The 15,929-nt window shown below is 67.8% G+C and carries 28 protein-coding genes; all 28 read left to right on the top strand.

Annotation, left to right across the window (positions count from 1 at the left end):
- The first annotated feature begins 250 nt into the window (after nucleotides 1-250).
- Nucleotides 251-559 carry a 30S ribosomal protein S10 gene (rpsJ, locus tag PHZ_RS06805; protein WP_012521787.1) on the top strand — a complete coding sequence of 103 codons (309 nt, stop codon included), beginning with the start codon at nucleotides 251-253 and terminating at the stop codon, nucleotides 557-559.
- A gap of 13 nt (nucleotides 560-572) precedes the next feature.
- On the top strand, nucleotides 573-1,358 hold the full coding sequence (gene rplC, locus PHZ_RS06810) for a 50S ribosomal protein L3 (protein WP_012521788.1): 786 nt from the start codon (nucleotides 573-575) through the stop codon (nucleotides 1,356-1,358).
- Nucleotides 1,358-1,996 (top strand): 50S ribosomal protein L4, encoded by a 639-nt coding sequence (gene rplD, locus PHZ_RS06815; RefSeq protein WP_012521789.1) that lies wholly within the window; start codon nucleotides 1,358-1,360, stop codon nucleotides 1,994-1,996. The genes rplC and rplD overlap by 1 nt, the downstream gene beginning before the upstream one ends.
- The gene (locus PHZ_RS06820; protein WP_012521790.1) at nucleotides 1,996-2,298 is read left to right on the top strand and encodes a 50S ribosomal protein L23; all 303 of its coding nucleotides are present in this window, start codon (nucleotides 1,996-1,998) and stop codon (nucleotides 2,296-2,298) included. The genes rplD and PHZ_RS06820 overlap by 1 nt, the downstream gene beginning before the upstream one ends.
- Nucleotides 2,299-2,302: 4 nt before the next feature.
- Nucleotides 2,303-3,139: a 50S ribosomal protein L2 gene (gene rplB, locus PHZ_RS06825; RefSeq protein ID WP_012521791.1), complete on the top strand. Its 837-nt coding sequence runs from the start codon at nucleotides 2,303-2,305 to the stop codon at nucleotides 3,137-3,139.
- Between the two features lie 3 nt (nucleotides 3,140-3,142).
- Nucleotides 3,143-3,421 carry a 30S ribosomal protein S19 gene (rpsS, locus tag PHZ_RS06830; RefSeq protein ID WP_012521792.1) on the top strand — a complete coding sequence of 93 codons (279 nt, stop codon included), beginning with the start codon at nucleotides 3,143-3,145 and terminating at the stop codon, nucleotides 3,419-3,421.
- Between the two features lies 1 nt (nucleotide 3,422).
- Nucleotides 3,423-3,803 carry a 50S ribosomal protein L22 gene (rplV, locus tag PHZ_RS06835; RefSeq protein ID WP_012521793.1) on the top strand — a complete coding sequence of 127 codons (381 nt, stop codon included), beginning with the start codon at nucleotides 3,423-3,425 and terminating at the stop codon, nucleotides 3,801-3,803.
- The gene (gene rpsC / locus PHZ_RS06840) at nucleotides 3,803-4,564 is read left to right on the top strand and encodes a 30S ribosomal protein S3 (protein WP_012521794.1); all 762 of its coding nucleotides are present in this window, start codon (nucleotides 3,803-3,805) and stop codon (nucleotides 4,562-4,564) included. Before rplV ends, rpsC begins: the two co-directional genes overlap by 1 nt.
- 13 nt (nucleotides 4,565-4,577) lie before the next feature.
- Nucleotides 4,578-5,006, top strand: a complete 429-nt coding sequence (gene rplP / locus PHZ_RS06845) for a 50S ribosomal protein L16 (protein WP_012521795.1) — start codon at nucleotides 4,578-4,580, stop codon at nucleotides 5,004-5,006.
- Complete coding sequence (gene rpmC / locus PHZ_RS06850) at nucleotides 5,006-5,200, top strand: 50S ribosomal protein L29 (protein ID WP_012521796.1); 195 nt, start codon at nucleotides 5,006-5,008, stop codon at nucleotides 5,198-5,200. Before rplP ends, rpmC begins: the two co-directional genes overlap by 1 nt.
- A 14-nt stretch (nucleotides 5,201-5,214) precedes the next feature.
- Complete coding sequence (rpsQ, locus tag PHZ_RS06855) at nucleotides 5,215-5,463, top strand: 30S ribosomal protein S17 (RefSeq protein ID WP_012521797.1); 249 nt, start codon at nucleotides 5,215-5,217, stop codon at nucleotides 5,461-5,463.
- A 12-nt stretch (nucleotides 5,464-5,475) separates the two neighbouring features.
- Nucleotides 5,476-5,844: a 50S ribosomal protein L14 gene (gene rplN, locus PHZ_RS06860; protein WP_012521798.1), complete on the top strand. Its 369-nt coding sequence runs from the start codon at nucleotides 5,476-5,478 to the stop codon at nucleotides 5,842-5,844.
- On the top strand, nucleotides 5,844-6,158 hold the full coding sequence (gene rplX / locus PHZ_RS06865) for a 50S ribosomal protein L24 (protein ID WP_041373302.1): 315 nt from the start codon (nucleotides 5,844-5,846) through the stop codon (nucleotides 6,156-6,158). Before rplN ends, rplX begins: the two co-directional genes overlap by 1 nt.
- Nucleotides 6,151-6,711 carry a 50S ribosomal protein L5 gene (gene rplE, locus PHZ_RS06870; protein ID WP_012521800.1) on the top strand — a complete coding sequence of 187 codons (561 nt, stop codon included), beginning with the start codon at nucleotides 6,151-6,153 and terminating at the stop codon, nucleotides 6,709-6,711. The genes rplX and rplE overlap by 8 nt, the downstream gene beginning before the upstream one ends.
- Nucleotides 6,712-6,731: 20 nt before the next feature.
- Nucleotides 6,732-7,037, top strand: coding sequence for a 30S ribosomal protein S14 (gene rpsN, locus PHZ_RS06875; RefSeq protein ID WP_012521801.1), 306 nt, complete (start codon nucleotides 6,732-6,734; stop codon nucleotides 7,035-7,037).
- Nucleotides 7,038-7,047: 10 nt separating this feature from the next.
- Nucleotides 7,048-7,443: a 30S ribosomal protein S8 gene (rpsH, locus tag PHZ_RS06880; protein ID WP_012521802.1), complete on the top strand. Its 396-nt coding sequence runs from the start codon at nucleotides 7,048-7,050 to the stop codon at nucleotides 7,441-7,443.
- A 1-nt stretch (nucleotide 7,444) separates the two neighbouring features.
- Complete coding sequence (gene rplF, locus PHZ_RS06885; protein ID WP_012521803.1) at nucleotides 7,445-7,978, top strand: 50S ribosomal protein L6; 534 nt, start codon at nucleotides 7,445-7,447, stop codon at nucleotides 7,976-7,978.
- 3 nt (nucleotides 7,979-7,981) lie between these two features.
- A complete protein-coding gene (gene rplR, locus PHZ_RS06890) occupies nucleotides 7,982-8,338 on the top strand; it encodes a 50S ribosomal protein L18 (protein WP_012521804.1) in 357 nt (118 codons plus the stop codon).
- 10 nt (nucleotides 8,339-8,348) lie between these two features.
- A complete protein-coding gene (gene rpsE, locus PHZ_RS06895; protein ID WP_012521805.1) occupies nucleotides 8,349-8,936 on the top strand; it encodes a 30S ribosomal protein S5 in 588 nt (195 codons plus the stop codon).
- A 5-nt stretch (nucleotides 8,937-8,941) separates the two neighbouring features.
- Nucleotides 8,942-9,121 carry a 50S ribosomal protein L30 gene (gene rpmD, locus PHZ_RS06900; protein ID WP_012521806.1) on the top strand — a complete coding sequence of 60 codons (180 nt, stop codon included), beginning with the start codon at nucleotides 8,942-8,944 and terminating at the stop codon, nucleotides 9,119-9,121.
- A 108-nt stretch (nucleotides 9,122-9,229) separates the two neighbouring features.
- On the top strand, nucleotides 9,230-9,724 hold the full coding sequence (rplO, locus tag PHZ_RS06905; RefSeq protein WP_012521807.1) for a 50S ribosomal protein L15: 495 nt from the start codon (nucleotides 9,230-9,232) through the stop codon (nucleotides 9,722-9,724).
- Nucleotides 9,725-9,807: 83 nt separating this feature from the next.
- Nucleotides 9,808-11,160, top strand: coding sequence for a preprotein translocase subunit SecY (gene secY / locus PHZ_RS06910; protein WP_012521808.1), 1,353 nt, complete (start codon nucleotides 9,808-9,810; stop codon nucleotides 11,158-11,160).
- Between the two features lie 63 nt (nucleotides 11,161-11,223).
- Complete coding sequence (locus PHZ_RS06915) at nucleotides 11,224-11,796, top strand: adenylate kinase (protein ID WP_012521809.1); 573 nt, start codon at nucleotides 11,224-11,226, stop codon at nucleotides 11,794-11,796.
- Nucleotides 11,797-12,115: 319 nt separating this feature from the next.
- On the top strand, nucleotides 12,116-12,484 hold the full coding sequence (gene rpsM / locus PHZ_RS06920; protein ID WP_041373303.1) for a 30S ribosomal protein S13: 369 nt from the start codon (nucleotides 12,116-12,118) through the stop codon (nucleotides 12,482-12,484).
- A gap of 15 nt (nucleotides 12,485-12,499) precedes the next feature.
- Entirely contained in the window at nucleotides 12,500-12,889 is a 390-nt protein-coding gene (gene rpsK / locus PHZ_RS06925) for a 30S ribosomal protein S11 (RefSeq protein ID WP_012521811.1), read from the top strand.
- 73 nt (nucleotides 12,890-12,962) lie between these two features.
- A complete protein-coding gene (locus PHZ_RS06930) occupies nucleotides 12,963-13,979 on the top strand; it encodes a DNA-directed RNA polymerase subunit alpha (protein WP_012521812.1) in 1,017 nt (338 codons plus the stop codon).
- A 180-nt stretch (nucleotides 13,980-14,159) separates the two neighbouring features.
- Nucleotides 14,160-14,576, top strand: coding sequence for a 50S ribosomal protein L17 (gene rplQ, locus PHZ_RS06935; RefSeq protein ID WP_012521813.1), 417 nt, complete (start codon nucleotides 14,160-14,162; stop codon nucleotides 14,574-14,576).
- Nucleotides 14,577-14,668: 92 nt separating this feature from the next.
- Nucleotides 14,669-15,907, top strand: a complete 1,239-nt coding sequence (locus PHZ_RS06940) for an alkaline phosphatase family protein (protein ID WP_201765272.1) — start codon at nucleotides 14,669-14,671, stop codon at nucleotides 15,905-15,907.
- Nucleotides 15,908-15,929: the final 22 nt, after the last annotated feature.

Raw genomic sequence — 15,929 nt, forward strand, 5'->3', positions numbered from 1 at the left:
GTATTACCGCGCCTCCTGTTGGACCGGCTGTGTGCTTCGAAGCGATTTGAGGCGCAGACGCGGTTCGCGGAACGACCTGAGAGTGCTTTAATCTAAGCGTTTCGGGAAAAGGCCCTCGCGGGGTTTCGCGTGGGCCTAAGTCGTTTGTGCGGACTTTCGCGTACGGGCCCTCTCGAGGGTTCGGGCTGGTCTTTGAAATGGTCGAGATCACGCGGGCGGGCCGCCGTCTGTAGGGAAATGTAAGAGCGATATGGATCGTCAGAACATCCGCATTCGGCTCAAAGCCTTCGATCACCGCGTGCTGGATCATTCCACCCGCGAGATCGTGAACACCGCCAAGCGGACTGGCGCGACCGTGCGCGGGCCTATCCCGCTGCCGACGCGCATCGAGAAATTCACCGTCAACCGTTCGCCGCACATCGACAAGAAGTCGCGCGAGCAGTTCGAAATCCGCACGCACAAGCGCGTGCTCGACATCGTCGACCCCACCCCGCAGACCGTGGACGCGCTCATGAAGCTCGACCTGTCCGCCGGCGTGGACGTCGAGATCAAGCTCTAAGGGGATCGGTCCGATGCGTACCGGCGTGATCGCCAAGAAGCTGGGCATGGCGCGCTTCTTCGACGAAGCGGGCGTCCATGTGCCCGTGACGGTCCTCAGCCTCGAAGGCTGCCAGGTCGTCGCCCACCGCACCAAGGACAAGGACGGCTACGTGGCCCTCCAGTTGGGTGCGGGCTCCAAGAAGCCGAAGAACACCTCGAAGGGCCTGCGCGGCCACTTCGCCAAAGGCCAGGTCGAGCCCAAGGCCAAGCTCGTCGAGTTCAAGGTCTCGGAAGACAACCTCATCGACGTGGGCGCCGAGCTCACGGCCGACCATTTCGTGCCCGGCCAGAAGGTCGACATCACCGGCACGACGGTGGGTAAGGGCTTCGCCGGCGCCATGAAGCGCTGGAACTTCGGCGGCCTGCGCGCCACCCACGGCGTGTCCGTGTCGCACCGCTCGCACGGTTCGACCGGTCAGCGCCAGGATCCGGGCCGCACGTTCCCGGGCAAGAAGATGGCCGGCCACTACGGCCAGGAAACCGTCACCACCCTCAACCTCACCGTCTGGCGCGTCGACGCCGAGCGCGGCCTCATCCTGGTCAAGGGCGCCGTCCCCGGGACCGAAGGCACGTTCGTGAAGATCCGCGACGCGGTGAAGGCTGCGCTGCCGGCCGATGCGCCGAAGCCTGGCGCGTTCCGCGGCGCCGGCGCCCCGACCCCGGTCGAGGCCGCCGCCGACGAGGCCGCGCCGGCCGAAGAACCCGCCGTGACCGAAGCGCCGGCCGCCGAGGCGACTGAAGCTGGGGATCAAGCCTAATGAAACTCGACGTCATCAAGCTGGACGGCGGGAAGGGCGGCTCGATCGAGCTCCCCGACGACATCTTCGGCATCGAAGAGATCCGCGCCGACATCCTGCAGCGCTGCGTCACCTGGCAGCTCGCCAAGCGCCGCGCCGGCACGCACAAGATCCAGGTCCGCAACGAGGTCTCTCGTACGGGCAAGAAGATGTACAAGCAGAAGGGCACCGGCGGCGCCCGTCACGGCTCGCGCCGTGCGGCCCAGTTCGTCGGCGGCGCCAAGGCCCACGGTCCCGTGGTCCGCAGCCACGCCTTCGACCTGCCCAAGAAGGTCCGCGCGCTCGCCCTGCGGCACGCGCTGTCCTCGAAGGCCAAGGACGGCTCGCTGATCGTGCTCGACTCCGCGACGCTGACGGAGGCCAAGACGGCCGCCCTGCGCGCCAGCTTCGAGAAGATCGGCGTGACCAACGCGCTGGTGATCGCCGGCGCCCAGGTCGACAACAACCTGAAGCTCGCCGCCCGGAACATCCCGAACGTGGACGTGCTGCCGAACGCCGGCCTGAACGTCTACGACGTGCTGCGCCGCCGCACCCTCGTCCTGACCAAGGACGCGGTGGCCGCGATCCAGGCGCGTTTCCAGCCTGAGGAGGCCGCGTGATGGCCGTCGAGCCCACCGTCCGCCACTACGACACGATCCTGTCGCCGATCATCACGGAAAAGGCCACGCTGCTCTCCGAGCAGAACAAGGTCGTCTTCCGTGTCGCCGGCGACGCGACGAAGGACGAGATCGCCGCTGCGGTCGAGGCGCTGTTCAAGGTCAACGTCACGAAGGTCAACACGATCAACGTGAAGGGCAAGACCAAGCGCTTCCGCGGCATCGTCGGGCGCCGTTCCGACGTCAAGAAAGCGATCGTGACCCTGGCCGAAGGCCAGTCGATCGACATCACCACGGGGCTCTGATCCGATGGCTCTGAAGCAGTTCAATCCGACGTCGCCGGGTCGCCGCCAGCTGGTGCTGGTGGACAAGTCCGAGCTCCACAAGGGCCGGCCCGAGAAGTCGCTCGTCGAAGGCCTGACCAAGTCGGGCGGCCGCGGCGGCAACGGCCGCATCTCGGTCCGCTTCCGCGGCGGCGGCGCCAAGCGCCTGTACCGCGTGATCGACTTCAAGCGGCGCAAGTTCGACGTGCCCGCTACGGTCGAGCGCCTGGAGTACGACCCGAACCGTTCGGCCTTCATCGCCCTGGTGAAGTACGAGGACGGCGAGCTGGCCTACATCCTGGCCCCGCAGCGCCTGAAGGTCGGCGACCAGGTGATCGCCGCCGAGAAGGCGGACGTGAAGCCGGGCAACGCCATGCCGCTGCGCGGCATGCCGATCGGCACGATCATCCACAACGTCGAGCTGAAGCCCCTGAAGGGCGGGCAGATCGCCCGTTCGGCCGGGACCTACGCCCAGCTCGTCGGCCGTGACGCCGGCTACGCGCAGATCCGCCTGAACTCGGGCGAGCTGCGCATGGTGCAGGACGGCTGCATGGCCACCGTGGGCGCGGTGTCGAACCCCGACCACATGAACGAGAGCCTCGGCAAGGCCGGCCGCTCGCGTCACAAGGGCCGTCGCCCGCACGTCCGCGGCGTCGCCATGAACCCGATCGACCACCCGCACGGCGGCGGCGAAGGCCGCACCTCGGGCGGCCGTCACCCGGTCACCCCGTGGGGCAAGCCCACGAAGGGCCGCAAGACCCGCAAGAACAAGGCGACGGACAAGTTCATCATCCGCTCGCGCCACGCTCGGAAGGCTCGCTAACCGATGACCCGCTCCGTCTGGAAAGGCCCGTTCGTCGACGGGTACCTGCTCAAGAAGGCCGAGGCCGCGCAGTCCTCGGGCCGGAAGGACGTGATCAAGACCTGGTCGCGCCGCTCGACCATCATGCCCCAGTTCGTGGGCCTGACGTTCGGCGTGCACAACGGCCACAAGCACGTGCCGGTGCTGATCTCGGAAGACATGGTCGGCATGAAGCTGGGCGAGTTCGCCCCCACGCGCTTCTTCCCCGGCCACGCCGCCGACAAGAAGGCCAAGAGGAAGTAAGATGGCCAAGCAAGCGAAAGCCCGGCGGCTCGCCGGGATCGAGGCGATGGCCAAGGTGCGGACCCTCCGCACCAGCCCGCGCAAGCTCAACCTGGTGGCCCAGTCGATCCGCGGCCTCAAGGTTCAGCGCGCCCTCAACGAGCTGGAGTTCAGCCACAAGCGCATCGCCCGCGATGTGCGCAAGGCGCTCTACTCGGCCATCTCGAACGCCGAGAACAACCACAACCTCGACATCGACAACCTGGTCGTGGCCGAGGCCTTCGTCGGCAAGAACCTGATCATGAAGCGCTTCCACGCCCGTGCGCGCGGTCGCGCCTCGCGCATCGAGAAGCCGTTCAGCGAGATCACCATCGTGGTCCGCGAGCAAGGTGAGGCCGCCTAATGGGTCAGAAGATCAATCCCGTCGGGCTGCGTCTCGGCATCAACCGCACCTGGGACAGCCGCTGGTTCGCCGACGGCCCCGAGTACGGCCGCCTGCTGCACGAGGACATCAAGGTCCGCCGGGCGCTGAAGAAGCGCCTGTACCAGGCCGGCGTGTCGCGGATCATCATCGAGCGTCCGCACAAGAAGTGCCGCATCACCATCTATGCCGCGCGCCCCGGCGTGATCATCGGCAAGAAGGGCGCGGACATCGAGAAGCTGCGCAAGGACGTCGCGGCGATGACGGACGGCGAGGTTCACCTGAACATCGTCGAGATCCGCAAGCCCGAGACCGACGCCCAGCTGATCGCCGAGAACATCGCCCAGCAGCTCGAGCGCCGCGTGGCCTTCCGCCGCGCCATGAAGCGTTCGATGCAGTCGGCGATGCGCCTGGGCGCCAAGGGCGTCCGGATCAACGTCTCGGGCCGCCTCGGCGGCGCCGAAATCGCCCGCATGGAGTGGTACCGCGAAGGCCGCGTGCCGCTGCACACCCTGCGCGCCGACGTGGACTACGGCTTCACCGAGGCCAAGACCACCTACGGCGTGATCGGCGTGAAGGTGTGGGTGTTCAAGGGCGAAGTGCTCGAGCACGACCCGATGGCCCTCGACAAGCGCCTGGCCGGCGAGAGCGGCCCGGCCGGCGAAGGCGGCGGCCGTGAGCGCGGCGACCGTCCCGATCGTGGCCCCCGGCGCGAGCGCCGCGGCGAGCCGTCGAACGCCTAAGGATCGCTAAGCCATGCTGTCTCCGAAGAAGACCAAGTACCGCAAGCAGTTCAAGGGCCGCATCCACGGCACGGCCAAGGGCGGGTTCACGCTGAACTTCGGCTCGTACGGCCTGAAGTCCATGGAGCCCGAGCGGATCACTGCGCGGCAGATCGAGGCGGCCCGCCGCGCGATCACCCGCCAGATGAAGCGCCAGGGCCGGGTGTGGATCCGGGTGTTCCCCGACGTGCCGGTGACCGGCAAGCCGGCGGAAGTCCGGATGGGTTCGGGCAAGGGTTCGGTCGAGTACTGGGCCGCCCGCGTCCACCCTGGCCGCATCATGTTCGAAATCGACGGGGTGCCGGATGACGTCGCCCGCGAAGCCCTGCGCCTCGGCGCGGCCAAGCTTCCGGTGAAGACCCGCATCGTCACCCGCATCGACGCCGCCGTGGAGCACGCGTGATGAAGATCGACGAAGTCCGGGGCATGACGCCCGACCAGCTGAACGAGCAGCTCGTGGCCCTCAAGAAGGAGCAGTTCAACCTGCGCTTCCAGAAGGCGACGGGTCAGATCGAGAAGACCCACCGCGTAGACGAGGTGCGCAAGGATATCGCGCGCATCAAGACCGTCCTGCGCGCCAAGCAGGCCCAGGCCTGAGGAGACTGACGCAAATGCCGAAGCGAATCCTCGAGGGCGTCGTCGTCTCCGACAAGGGCGACAAGACGGTTGTGGTGAAGGTCGAGCGGACCTTCCTCCATCCGGTGCTGAAGAAGACCGTCCGCCGGTCGAAGAAGTACCACGCCCACGACGAGGCCAACACGTACAAGGTCGGCGAGGTCGCCCGCATCATCGAATGCGCGCCCAAGTCGAAGCTGAAAACCTGGGAAGTGCTGCCTAAGGGCGGCGCGGCCCAAGCGTAAGGATCCGGATCCATGATCCAGATGCAAACTAACCTGGACGTCGCCGACAACTCCGGCGCCCGCCGGGTCATGTGCATCAAGGTGCTCGGCGGCGCCAAGCGGCGCTACGCCGGCGTCGGCGACAAGATCGTCGTCTCCGTGAAGGAGGCGATCCCGCGCGGCCGCGTGAAGAAGGGCGACGTGCTGCAGGCGATCGTCGTGCGCACCAGCCAGGGCATCAAGCGCAAGGACGGCTCGGTGATCCGCTTCGACAAGAACGCGGCCGTGATCGTCAACAAGCAATCCGAGCCGATCGGCACGCGGATCTTCGGGCCTGTTCCCCGCGAACTGCGCGCCAAGAACCACATGAAGATCATCTCGCTCGCCCCCGAGGTGCTGTAATGGCGTCGAAGATCAAGAAGGGCGACCGCGTGGTCGTCCTCACCGGCAAGGACAAGGGCCGCGAGGGCTCGGTCCTGAAGGTGTTCCCGAAGGAACAGCGCGTGCTGGTGGAGGGCCTGAACATGGTCCAGCGCCACACCCGTCCGTCCCAGCTCGATCCCCAGGGCGGGATCAAGAACAAGGAAGCGCCGCTCCACCTGTCGAACGTGGCCATCGTCGATTCCAAGGGCAAGCCGACCCGCGTCGGCTTCCGCGTGGAAGGCGACAAGAAGGTGCGGTTCGCCAAGACGACCGGCGAGGTGATCAATGGCTGATCAAGCTTACGAACCGCGGCTGAAGACCGAGTACCGCGAGCGCATCCGCAAGTCGCTCAAGGACCGGTTCGGCTACAGCAACGAGATGCAGATCCCGAAGCTGGAGAAGATCGTGATCAACATGGGTGTCGGCGAGGCTGTCGCCGACTCCAAGAAGATCCAGTCCGCGATGGCCGACCTGGCGAAGATCGCCGGCCAGAAGCCCGTGTCGACCAAGGCGCGGACCTCGATCGCCGGCTTCAAGCTGCGCGAAGGCATGACGGTGGGCTGCAAGGTCACCCTGCGCAAGGACCGGATGTACGAGTTCCTTGACCGGCTGATCACCATCGCCCTGCCGCGGGTGAAGGACTTCCGGGGCCTGAAGCCCACGTCGTTCGACGGCCGCGGCAACTACGCCATGGGTCTGAAGGAGCACATCGTGTTCCCGGAGATCAACTACGACCAGATCGACCAGATCTGGGGCATGGACATCATCGTCACCACGACTGCGAAGACCGACGACGAAGCCCGCGAGCTTCTCAAGGAATTCCAGTTCCCGTTCGTTCAGCAATAAGCGGCGGGAAGGAAGAGAACATGGCCAAGAAAAGCGCCGTCAATCGCAACGAACGGGTCAAGAAGCTCGTCAAGCAATACGCCGCCAAGCGCGAGGCGCTGAAGGCGATCGCCAACGACGAGAGCCTGCCCCTCGAGGAGCGCTTCGAAGCGCGCCTGAAGCTGGCCGAGCTGCCGCGCAATTCCGCGGCCGTTCGCATCCGCAACCGCTGTGAGGTGACGGGCCGTCCGCGCGCCTATTACCGCAAGCTGAAGATGAGCCGGGTCTCCCTGCGCGAACTGGGTTCGCACGGGCTGATCCCGGGCCTCGTCAAGTCGAGCTGGTAGGAGGGTCAAGATGGTCAACGACCCGATCGGCGATCTGATCGCCCGCATCAAGAACGCCGCCTCGCGCGGCCGGTCCAAGCTGACGACGCCGGCGTCGAAGATGCGCGCGCGCGTCCTCGACGTGCTGGCCGAGGAAGGCTACATCCGCGGCTACCAGCTGGTGCAGAAGCCCGGCGCGTTCCCGGAATTCGAGATCGAGCTGAAGTACTTCGACGGCCAGCCGGTCATCGTCGAGATCAGCCGCGTCTCCAAGCCCGGCCGCCGCGTCTATTCGTCGATCAAGGACCTGAAGCCCGTGAAGAACGGCCTCGGGATCTCGATCCTCTCGACGCCCAAGGGCGTCATGTCCGACAACGCCGCCCGCGAGGCGAACGTTGGCGGCGAAGTCCTCTGCCGGGTCTACTAAGATGTCTCGTATCGGTAAGAAGGCGGTCGCTGTCCCCAGCGGGGTGACGGTGACCATCGACGGCCAGACGGTGACGGTGAAGGGGCCCAAGGGCCAACTCGCCTGGACGGTCGCCGAAGAGATCGAGGTCCGCCAGGAAGGCGCCGAGATCCTGCTCTCCAAGCGGGACGAGAGCACCCGGGCGCAAGCCATGTGGGGCCTGTCGCGCACCCTGGTGAACAACATGGTCGTGGGCGTCACCCAGGGCTATGAGCAGACCCTCGAGCTCGTGGGCGTCGGCTACCGCGCCGCGATGAAGGGCCAGGCGCTCTCCATGCAGCTCGGCTTCAGCCACGACGTGGACGTCGCGCCCCCGGCCGGCATCACGTTCGCGACGCCGAAGCAGACCGAGATCAAAATCTCGGGCATCGACAAGCAGCTGGTCGGCGAAACCGCCGCCCGGATCCGCCGCCTCCGTCCGCCGGAGCCCTACAAGGGCAAGGGCGTGCGGTATGCCGGCGAGAACGTCCGGCGCAAGGAAGGCAAGAAGAAGTAAGCCATGGCGCTCTCTCCCCGCGACACCACCAAGCGCCGCGCGCAGCGCGTCCGCACCCGCCTCCGCAAGGTGGCGAACGGCCGTCCGCGTCTGTCGGTCTTCCGCTCGGCCAAGAACATCTACGCCCAGGTCATCGACGATGAGCGCGGCGTGACCCTGGCCGCGGCCTCCTCGCTGGAAGGCGAGAAGAAGGACAAGGGCTCGGACAAGGACGCCGCCGCCCGCGTGGGCGCCCTGGTCGCCCAACGGGCGATCGAGAAGGGCGTCAAGGACGTCGTCTTCGACCGTGGCGGCTACCTGTACCATGGCCGGGTGAAGGCCCTGGCCGACGCCGCGCGCGAAGCCGGCCTGAATTTCTAAGGAACGATCGATGGCTCGCAGGAACGAAGAGCGCGGCGACCGTCGCAATCGCGAAGAAGAACGCGACAGCGAAATCGTCGAGAAGCTGGTCCACATCAACCGCGTCGCGGCCACCGTTAAGGGCGGCCGCCGGTTCTCCTTCGCCGCCCTGATGGTGGTCGGCGACCAGAAGGGCCGCGTGGGCTTCGGTCACGGCAAGGCGCGCGAAGTGCCGGAAGCCATCCGCAAGGCGACCGAAGAGGCCAAGAAGTCGATGATCCGCGTGCCGCTCCGCGAGAGCCGCACCCTGCACCACGACGGCGCTGGCCGCTGGGGCGCGGGCAAGGTGATGGTCCGCGCTGCGCCTCCCGGCACCGGCGTCATCGCCGGCGGTCCGATGCGCGCGGTGCTGGAAACCCTGGGCGTCCAGGACGTCGTCGGCAAGTCGGTCGGCTCGTCCAACCCCTACAACATGGTGCGCGCGACCTTCGAGGCGCTGAAGGCCCAGTCTTCGCCCCGCCAGGTCGCCGCCAAGCGCGGCAAGAAGGTCTCCGACGTGATCGGCCGCAGGGCCGACGGCGCTTCGGCGGCCCAGCCGGCCGCGGATGCGGAAGGTTAAGTCACATGGCCAAGATCACCGTTCGCCAGACCGGCAGCCCGATCCGCCGGACCAAGGACCAGCGCGCCACGCTCGTCGGCCTCGGCCTGAACCGCGTGGGCCGGGTCTCCACCCTTGAGGACACGCCCGCGGTCCGCGGGATGGTCGCCAAGGTGGCGCACCTCGTCGAAGTGGTGGAGGGGTAACCTCCACCCGAGGGGCCTTCGGGCCCCTTTTCGGCCTTTCGGGGCCGACCGTTTTCCACAGCCGAGTCGGGGGCTTCCCCCGGCGCCAGATCTCCAAGGAGAGGCCACATGACCAAGCTGAACGAACTCGCTCCGCGCGAAGGCTCCACCAAGAACCGCATGCGCGTCGGCCGCGGCCCGGGCTCGGGCAAGGGCAAGACCGCCGGCCGCGGCGTGAAGGGCCAGAAGGCCCGGACCGGCGTCTCGATCGCCGGCTTCGAAGGCGGCCAGATGCCGCTGCACATGCGGATGCCCAAGCGCGGCTTCAACTCGCGCAATCGGAAGGACTTCGCCGAGGTGAACCTGTGGCGGATCGAGCAGGCGATCGCCGCCGGCAAGCTCGACGCCAAGGCCGCCATCGACGCCGAGGCCCTGCTGAAGGCGGGCGTCATCCGCCGCGCCAAGGACGGTGTGAAGCTGCTGGGCAAGGGCGAGCTGAAGTCGAAGCTCAACCTCACCGTCTACTCGGCGACGGCCTCGGCCCGCGCCGCGGTCGAGAAGGCCGGCGGCAAGCTGACCACGACCAAGCCGGAAGCTGCCCAGGACGCTTCGGCGGAAGCCTGATCCGCATCTGCGACGACGCCGGCCTCGCTATCGGGGCCGGCGCGTCCTATGTGATCCCGGTCACGAGTCAGGGGATTTGCTGAATGGCTTCGGCCGCCGAACAGCTCGCCGCGAACATGAACTTCCAGGCCTTCGCCAAGGCCACGGAGCTTCACAAGCGTATCTGGTTCACCCTCTGGGCGATGATCGTCTACCGGGCGGGCTGCTACATCCCGATCCCCGGCATCGACGCCGCCGCGCTGCAGCAGGCCTTCCAGGGCCAGGCGCAGGGCATCCTCGGCATGTTCAACATGTTCTCGGGCGGCGCCGTCGAGCGGATGGCGCTCTTCGCCCTGAACGTGATGCCGTACATCTCGGCCTCGATCATCGTGCAGCTGCTGGGCACCGTCTATCCGCCGTGGGAGAAGCTGCGGAAGGAAGGCGGCGAGGCCGGCCGCAAGCAGCTCAACCAGTACACCCGCTATCTCACCGTCGTGCTGGCGCTGTTCCAGTCGTTCGGCATCGCCATGGGCCTGTCGCAGAGCCCGGGCCTGGTCGAGAATCCGGGGCTGTTCTTCATCGTCTCGACCGTCGTCACCCTGACCGGCGGCACCATGTTCCTGATGTGGCTGGGCGAGCAGATCACCAGCCGCGGCGTGGGCAACGGCATCAGCCTGATCATCTTCGCCGGCATCGTGGCGGTCCTGCCGCGCTATGTGGCGCAGGCGTTCGAGATGGCCCGCACCGGCGCCATGAGCGGCGGGGCCCTGTTCCTGATCGCCGCCCTGGTGATCGCGGTGACCGTCGCCATCGTCTTCATGGAGCGCTCGCAGCGCCGCCTGCTGGTGCAGTATCCCAAGCGCCAGGTGGGCAACCGCATGTTCGGCGGCGACACCTCGTTCCTGCCGCTGAAGATCAACACCTCGGGCGTGATCCCGCCGATCTTCGCCTCGAGCCTGCTGCTGCTGCCGACGACGGTGATGGGCTTCGCGGCCACCGCGAACCTGCCGGAGTGGCTCCAGTGGCTGCCGGCCGCGACCGGCCAGCTGCAGCACGGCCAGCCGCTGTTCATGCTGCTCTACGGCGGCCTGATCGTCTTCTTCTGCTTCTTCTACACCTCGGTCGTCTTCAGCCCCGAGGACACGGCGGAGAACCTGCGCAAGTACGGCGGCTTCCTGCCCGGCATCCGTCCCGGGAAGCGTACGGCCGAGTACCTGGACTTCGTGCTGACCCGCCTGACGGTGATCGGCGCGGCCTACATCACCATCGTCTGCCTGCTGCCCGAGGCCCTGATCGGCTTCTACAACGTGCAGTTCTACATGGGCGGCACCAGCCTGCTCATCGTGGTGAGCGTTACCATGGACACCGTGGCCCAGATCCAGTCGCACCTGCTGGCGCACCAGTACGAGGGGCTGATCAAGCGGTCCAAGCTGCGCGGCGGGGGCCGCGGGCGCTGATCGGATAGACAGGGAAAGTGACGCCGGCGCCGGCAAGAGCGCCGGCTCGGGGAGGGGTAGTCGATGAACCTGATCCTGTTCGGACCGCCGGCGGCGGGGAAGGGGACCCAGGCCAAGCGCCTGGTCGAGCAGCGCCGGATGGTGCAGCTCTCCACCGGCGACATGCTGCGCGCCGCCATCGCCTCGGGCTCGGAGCTGGGCCAGCGGGTGTCGGGCATCATGGAGCGCGGCGAGCTCGTCTCGGACGCCATCGTCATCGAACTCATCGAACAGCGCCTGCCCGAGGCCGAGGCGGCGGGCGGGGCGATCTTCGACGGCTTCCCGCGGACCCTGGCCCAGGCCGAGGCGCTGGACGCCATGCTGGCCGGCCGCGGCCGGCGGATCGACCTGGTCGTCCGCCTGAAGGTGGACGATGCGGCCCTGATGCAGCGCATCGCCGGGCGCTTCGCCGAATCGGGGCGCGCCGACGACAACCCCGAGAGCTTCAAGGTCCGCCTGGACGCCTATAACCGCCAGACCGCGCCGCTGCTGCCGTACTACGAGGGGCAGGGCAAGCTGGTCGAGGTGGACGGCATGGGCTCGATCGACCAGGTCGCCGCCGCGATCGACGCGGCCCTGACCGGAGCTGCGGCCTGATTCCCGCCGGCCCAGCCCACGCCCTGCGGCGCCAAGGCGCGCCTGTGGCCAAGTTGCGTGGCCGGGCGGCTCATGCTTTCCTTAACCATCCCGAGGCTACCCTCGGGCACGAGTGCGATCCGGCGCGGGAAGGGGAACCCCTTGCGCGCGCAGGAAATCGTTCACAATTGGGCGTTTCCGCCATTGACGGAGGCGCGCCGATCCCTATAACGAAGCGCTTCCGCGAAAGAGCGCGAAGGACGCGCCGGCCTGTGCCTATGGCAGAGAGAGGCCGGGGCGCCGTTCGCGCTTCTCTTGCGTGATCAGGAGATCTTCCCACGTGGCCCGTATCGCTGGCGTCAACATTCCCACCAACAAGCGCGTCGTCATCGCGCTGCAGTACATCCATGGCATCGGCGCGGCGAAGGCCCGCGAGATCGTCAACAAGGTCGGCATCGAGGACGCCCGGCGCGTCAATCAGCTGACCGACCAGGAGGTCCTGCAGATCCGCGAGACCATCGACCGTGACTACATGGTCGAGGGCGACCTGCGCCGCGACACCGCGGTCAACATCAAGCGCCTGATGGACCTGGCCTGCTACCGCGGCCTGCGTCACCGCAAGGGCCTGCCGGTCCGCGGCCAGCGCACGCACACCAACGCCCGGACCCGCAAGGGCCCCGCCAAGCCGATCGCCGGCAAGAAGAAGTAAGAGAGTCTAGCTCCGATGGCCAAGGAACCGGCGCGCGTCAAACGCCGCGAGCGCAAGAACATCACCTCGGGCGTGGCGCACGTGAACGCCTCGTTCAACAACACCATGGTGACCATCACCGACGCCCAGGGGAACACCATCTCCTGGTCGAGCGCTGGGCTCATGGGCTTCAAGGGTTCGCGGAAGTCGACCCCCTACGCCGCCCAGATGGCCGCCGAGGACGCGGGCCGCAAGGCCGCCGAGCACGGCGTCCGCACCCTGGAAGTGAACGTCTCGGGCCCCGGTTCGGGCCGGGAGTCGGCGCTGCGGGCCCTGCAGGCGGTCGGCATGACGATCACCACCATCCGCGACGTGACCCCCATTCCGCATAACGGCTGCCGGCCGCCGAAGCGCCGGCGCGTCTGAGTAAACCAGTACTGCAATTCGAGGCGCCGGACCGCGTTCGCGGCCGGCGATCCTGCGTTCCGAGGGACACCAAGTGATCGAAAGAAACTGGAACGAGCTTATCCGTCCCGAGAAGCCGCAGATCGAGACCGGCGCCGACGCGAGCCGCAAGGCCCGTCTGGTGGCCGAGCCGCTCGAGCGCGGTTTCGGCGTGACGCTGGGCAACAGCCTGCGCCGCGTCCTTCTCTCCTCCCTGCAGGGCGCGGCGGTGACCGCGGTGCAGATCGACGGCGTCGTCCACGAGTTCTCGTCGCTGGAAGGCGTGCGTGAGGACGTCGTCGACATCGTCCTGAACATCAAGCAACTGGCGCTGCGGATGCACGCCGAGGGCCCCAAGCGCATGACCCTGCGCGCCACCGGCCCCGGCGCGGTGACCGCCAGCCAGATCGAAGCGCCTGCGGACATCGAGATCCTCAACGGCGACCACGTGCTCTGCACGCTGGACGACGGCGCCTCGGTGCGCATGGAGTTCACGGTCCAGACCGGCAAGGGCTACGTCCCGGCCGAGATGAACCGTCCCGAGGACGCCCCGATCGGCCTGATCGCCGTCGATTCCCTGTTCTCGCCGGTCAAGCGCGTCGCCTACCGCGTCGAGCCGACCCGCCAGGGCCAGAGCCTCGACTACGACAAGCTGATCATGGAAGTGGAGACCAACGGCGCCGTGTCGCCGGTGGACGCGGTGGCCTACGCCGCCCGCATCCTCCAGGACCAGCTGCAGATCTTCATCACCTTCGAAGAGCCGAAGAAGAAGGTCGAGGGCGAGGCCAAGCCGGAACTGCCGTTCAACCCGGCGCTGCTGAAGAAGGTGGACGAGCTCGAGCTCTCCGTCCGTTCGGCCAACTGCCTGAAGAACGACAACATCGTCTACATCGGCGACCTGATCCAGAAGACGGAAGCCGAGATGCTGCGCACGCCGAACTTCGGCCGGAAGTCTCTGAACGAGATCAAGGAAGTGCTCGCCGGCATGGGCCTCCACCTCGGCATGGACGTGCCGAACTGGCCGCCGGAGAACATCGAAGAGCTGGCGAAGAAGTTCGAAGACCAGATGTAGGACCTACCGCGCCGCTCCGGGCCGCCTTCCGCGGCCTGGGCCCGACGAAGCCGCAACCGCGGCGGAGGGCCCCGGCGCTTCGCGTTGACCCAGGCGGGAGCAAGGCTGGGACTTGGTTAGGCAAGACGCTTCCAGACCATCGGAAGCCTCGGCGGGCCGGAGAGCCCAGGAGATAGAGAAATGCGTCACGGCAAAGCCCACCGCAAACTGGGTCGTACCAGCGCCCACCGCACCGCCATGTTCGCGAACATGTCGGCCAGCCTGATCAAGCACGAGCAGATCGTGACCACCCTGCCGAAGGCGAAGGAGCTGCGGCCCTTCGTCGAGAAGCTGGTGACGCTCGCCAAGCGCGGCGACCTGCACGCCCGCCGCCAGGCGATCAGCCACGTCCGCGACGTGGAGCAGGTCGGCAAGCTCTTCGCCGTGCTCGGCCCGCGCTACAAGGACCGCAACGGCGGCTACATCCGCGTCCTGAAGGCTGGCTACCGCCACGGCGACAACGCCCCGATGGCGGTCATCGAGTTCGTGGACCGCGATCCGGCCGAGAAGGGCAAGGACTCGGGCCCGGTGGCCGAGGCGGCCTTCGCCGAGGCCTGATCGCCCGGCATACCCCATCGACGAGCCCCGGAAGGCGACTTCCGGGGCTTTTCGTTTGCGCAGACGTCATGGCGGGACGCTATGAGGCCGCCATGCGTCTCGTAAGCCTCCTCGCATTCCTGCTGCTCGCCGCCTGCGCCGCCCTGCCTTCGGGGGGATCGCCCGACCGCCTGTCCGCCAGCCCGCCGGAGCGCCCGCCGGTCATCCTGATCTCCATCGACGGTTTCCGGGCCGACTACCTCGACCGCGGCGTGACCCCGACGCTCTCGCTCCTGGCGGCGGATGGGGCGCGGGCGACCATGCGGCCGTCGTTCCCCTCCAAGACCTTCCCCAACCACTACGCCCTCGTCACCGGCCTGCCGCCCGACCGCAACGGCATCGTCGAGAACAACATGCAGGACCCGGCGATCCCGGGCGTGACCTTCAAGATGTCGAACCGGCCGGCCGTGCTGGACCGCCGCTGGTGGGACCAGGCCGAGCCGATCTGGGTGACCGCCGAGCGGGCCGGGGTGCGCAGCGCCACCCTGTTCTGGCCGGGTTCGGAGGCCGACGTCCGCGGCGTGCGCCCGAGCCGGTGGCTGCCCTACGACGAGGCGATGCCGAACGCCGCCCGCATCGCCCGGGTGCTGGCCTGGCTGGACCTGCCGCCGGACGAGCGGCCGGGCCTCGTGACGCTCTACTTCCACCAGGTGGACACCGCCGGCCACGACCACGGGCCGGACTCGCCCGAGGTGAACGCCGCCCTGGGCGATGTGGACGAGGCCCTGGGGGCGCTGGTCGCCGGCCTGGAGGCGAGGGGGCTTGCCGCCAACCTGCTGGTCGTCTCGGACCACGGCATGGCCGCGACCTCGCCCGACCGCCGCATCTTCCTCGAGGACCTGATGCCCCTGGACGCCGGGCGCACGCTGGCCATGGGCGCCCTCATGACCCTCTACCCGCAGCCGGGGCGCGGGGCGGAAGTCGAGCGGGCGCTGCTGAAGCGGCATCCGCACATGGACTGCTGGCGCAAGGGCGAGATCCCGCCCCGGTTCCGGTACGGCGCCAATCCGCGCGTCGCGCCGATCTTCTGCCTGCCGCAGACGGGCTGGAGCATCACCACCCGGGCGTGGGTCGCCAAGGCCAAGCCCGAGCCCGGCGCGCACGGCTACGATCCGGCCCACCCGGACATGGCGGCGATCTTCGTCGCCCACGGCCCCGCCTTCCGGAAGGGCGTGCGGGCGCCCGATTTCGACAACGTGGACGTCTATCCGCTGCTCGCCCGGCTGCTCGGCCTGCGGCCCGCGGCGAACGACGGCGACCTGGACGAGCTCGGGACGGTCTTGACGAGATAATTGCGTTATGCGTGAAATATTG

Source organism: Phenylobacterium zucineum HLK1, assembly GCF_000017265.1.
GTDB classification, from domain to species: Bacteria; Pseudomonadota; Alphaproteobacteria; order Caulobacterales; family Caulobacteraceae; genus Phenylobacterium; species Phenylobacterium zucineum.

Excerpts from the sequence above, each read along its gene's own strand:
- rpsQ (WP_012521797.1), top strand. The coding sequence starts at position 5,215 with ATGCCGAAGCGAATCCTCGAGGGCGTCGTCGTCTCCGACAAGGGCGAC.
- rpmC (WP_012521796.1), top strand. The coding sequence starts at position 5,006 with ATGAAGATCGACGAAGTCCGGGGCATGACGCCCGACCAGCTGAACGAG.
- rplD (WP_012521789.1), top strand. The coding sequence starts at position 1,358 with ATGAAACTCGACGTCATCAAGCTGGACGGCGGGAAGGGCGGCTCGATC.
- rplP (WP_012521795.1), top strand. The coding sequence starts at position 4,578 with ATGCTGTCTCCGAAGAAGACCAAGTACCGCAAGCAGTTCAAGGGCCGC.
- rplN (WP_012521798.1), top strand. The coding sequence starts at position 5,476 with ATGATCCAGATGCAAACTAACCTGGACGTCGCCGACAACTCCGGCGCC.
- rpmD (WP_012521806.1), top strand. The coding sequence starts at position 8,942 with ATGGCCAAGATCACCGTTCGCCAGACCGGCAGCCCGATCCGCCGGACC.
- rpsJ (WP_012521787.1), top strand. The coding sequence starts at position 251 with ATGGATCGTCAGAACATCCGCATTCGGCTCAAAGCCTTCGATCACCGC.
- secY (WP_012521808.1), top strand. The coding sequence starts at position 9,808 with ATGGCTTCGGCCGCCGAACAGCTCGCCGCGAACATGAACTTCCAGGCC.
- PHZ_RS06820 (WP_012521790.1), top strand. The coding sequence starts at position 1,996 with ATGGCCGTCGAGCCCACCGTCCGCCACTACGACACGATCCTGTCGCCG.
- rplF (WP_012521803.1), top strand. The coding sequence starts at position 7,445 with ATGTCTCGTATCGGTAAGAAGGCGGTCGCTGTCCCCAGCGGGGTGACG.
- rpsN (WP_012521801.1), top strand. The coding sequence starts at position 6,732 with ATGGCCAAGAAAAGCGCCGTCAATCGCAACGAACGGGTCAAGAAGCTC.
- rpsS (WP_012521792.1), top strand. The coding sequence starts at position 3,143 with ATGACCCGCTCCGTCTGGAAAGGCCCGTTCGTCGACGGGTACCTGCTC.
- rplX (WP_041373302.1), top strand. The coding sequence starts at position 5,844 with ATGGCGTCGAAGATCAAGAAGGGCGACCGCGTGGTCGTCCTCACCGGC.
- rpsK (WP_012521811.1), top strand. The coding sequence starts at position 12,500 with ATGGCCAAGGAACCGGCGCGCGTCAAACGCCGCGAGCGCAAGAACATC.
- PHZ_RS06915 (WP_012521809.1), top strand. The coding sequence starts at position 11,224 with ATGAACCTGATCCTGTTCGGACCGCCGGCGGCGGGGAAGGGGACCCAG.
- PHZ_RS06940 (WP_201765272.1), top strand. The coding sequence starts at position 14,669 with ATGCGTCTCGTAAGCCTCCTCGCATTCCTGCTGCTCGCCGCCTGCGCC.
- rplO (WP_012521807.1), top strand. The coding sequence starts at position 9,230 with ATGACCAAGCTGAACGAACTCGCTCCGCGCGAAGGCTCCACCAAGAAC.
- rpsH (WP_012521802.1), top strand. The coding sequence starts at position 7,048 with ATGGTCAACGACCCGATCGGCGATCTGATCGCCCGCATCAAGAACGCC.
- rplC (WP_012521788.1), top strand. The coding sequence starts at position 573 with ATGCGTACCGGCGTGATCGCCAAGAAGCTGGGCATGGCGCGCTTCTTC.
- rplB (WP_012521791.1), top strand. The coding sequence starts at position 2,303 with ATGGCTCTGAAGCAGTTCAATCCGACGTCGCCGGGTCGCCGCCAGCTG.
- rplQ (WP_012521813.1), top strand. The coding sequence starts at position 14,160 with ATGCGTCACGGCAAAGCCCACCGCAAACTGGGTCGTACCAGCGCCCAC.
- rpsC (WP_012521794.1), top strand. The coding sequence starts at position 3,803 with ATGGGTCAGAAGATCAATCCCGTCGGGCTGCGTCTCGGCATCAACCGC.
- rplV (WP_012521793.1), top strand. The coding sequence starts at position 3,423 with ATGGCCAAGCAAGCGAAAGCCCGGCGGCTCGCCGGGATCGAGGCGATG.
- rplR (WP_012521804.1), top strand. The coding sequence starts at position 7,982 with ATGGCGCTCTCTCCCCGCGACACCACCAAGCGCCGCGCGCAGCGCGTC.
- rpsE (WP_012521805.1), top strand. The coding sequence starts at position 8,349 with ATGGCTCGCAGGAACGAAGAGCGCGGCGACCGTCGCAATCGCGAAGAA.
- rplE (WP_012521800.1), top strand. The coding sequence starts at position 6,151 with ATGGCTGATCAAGCTTACGAACCGCGGCTGAAGACCGAGTACCGCGAG.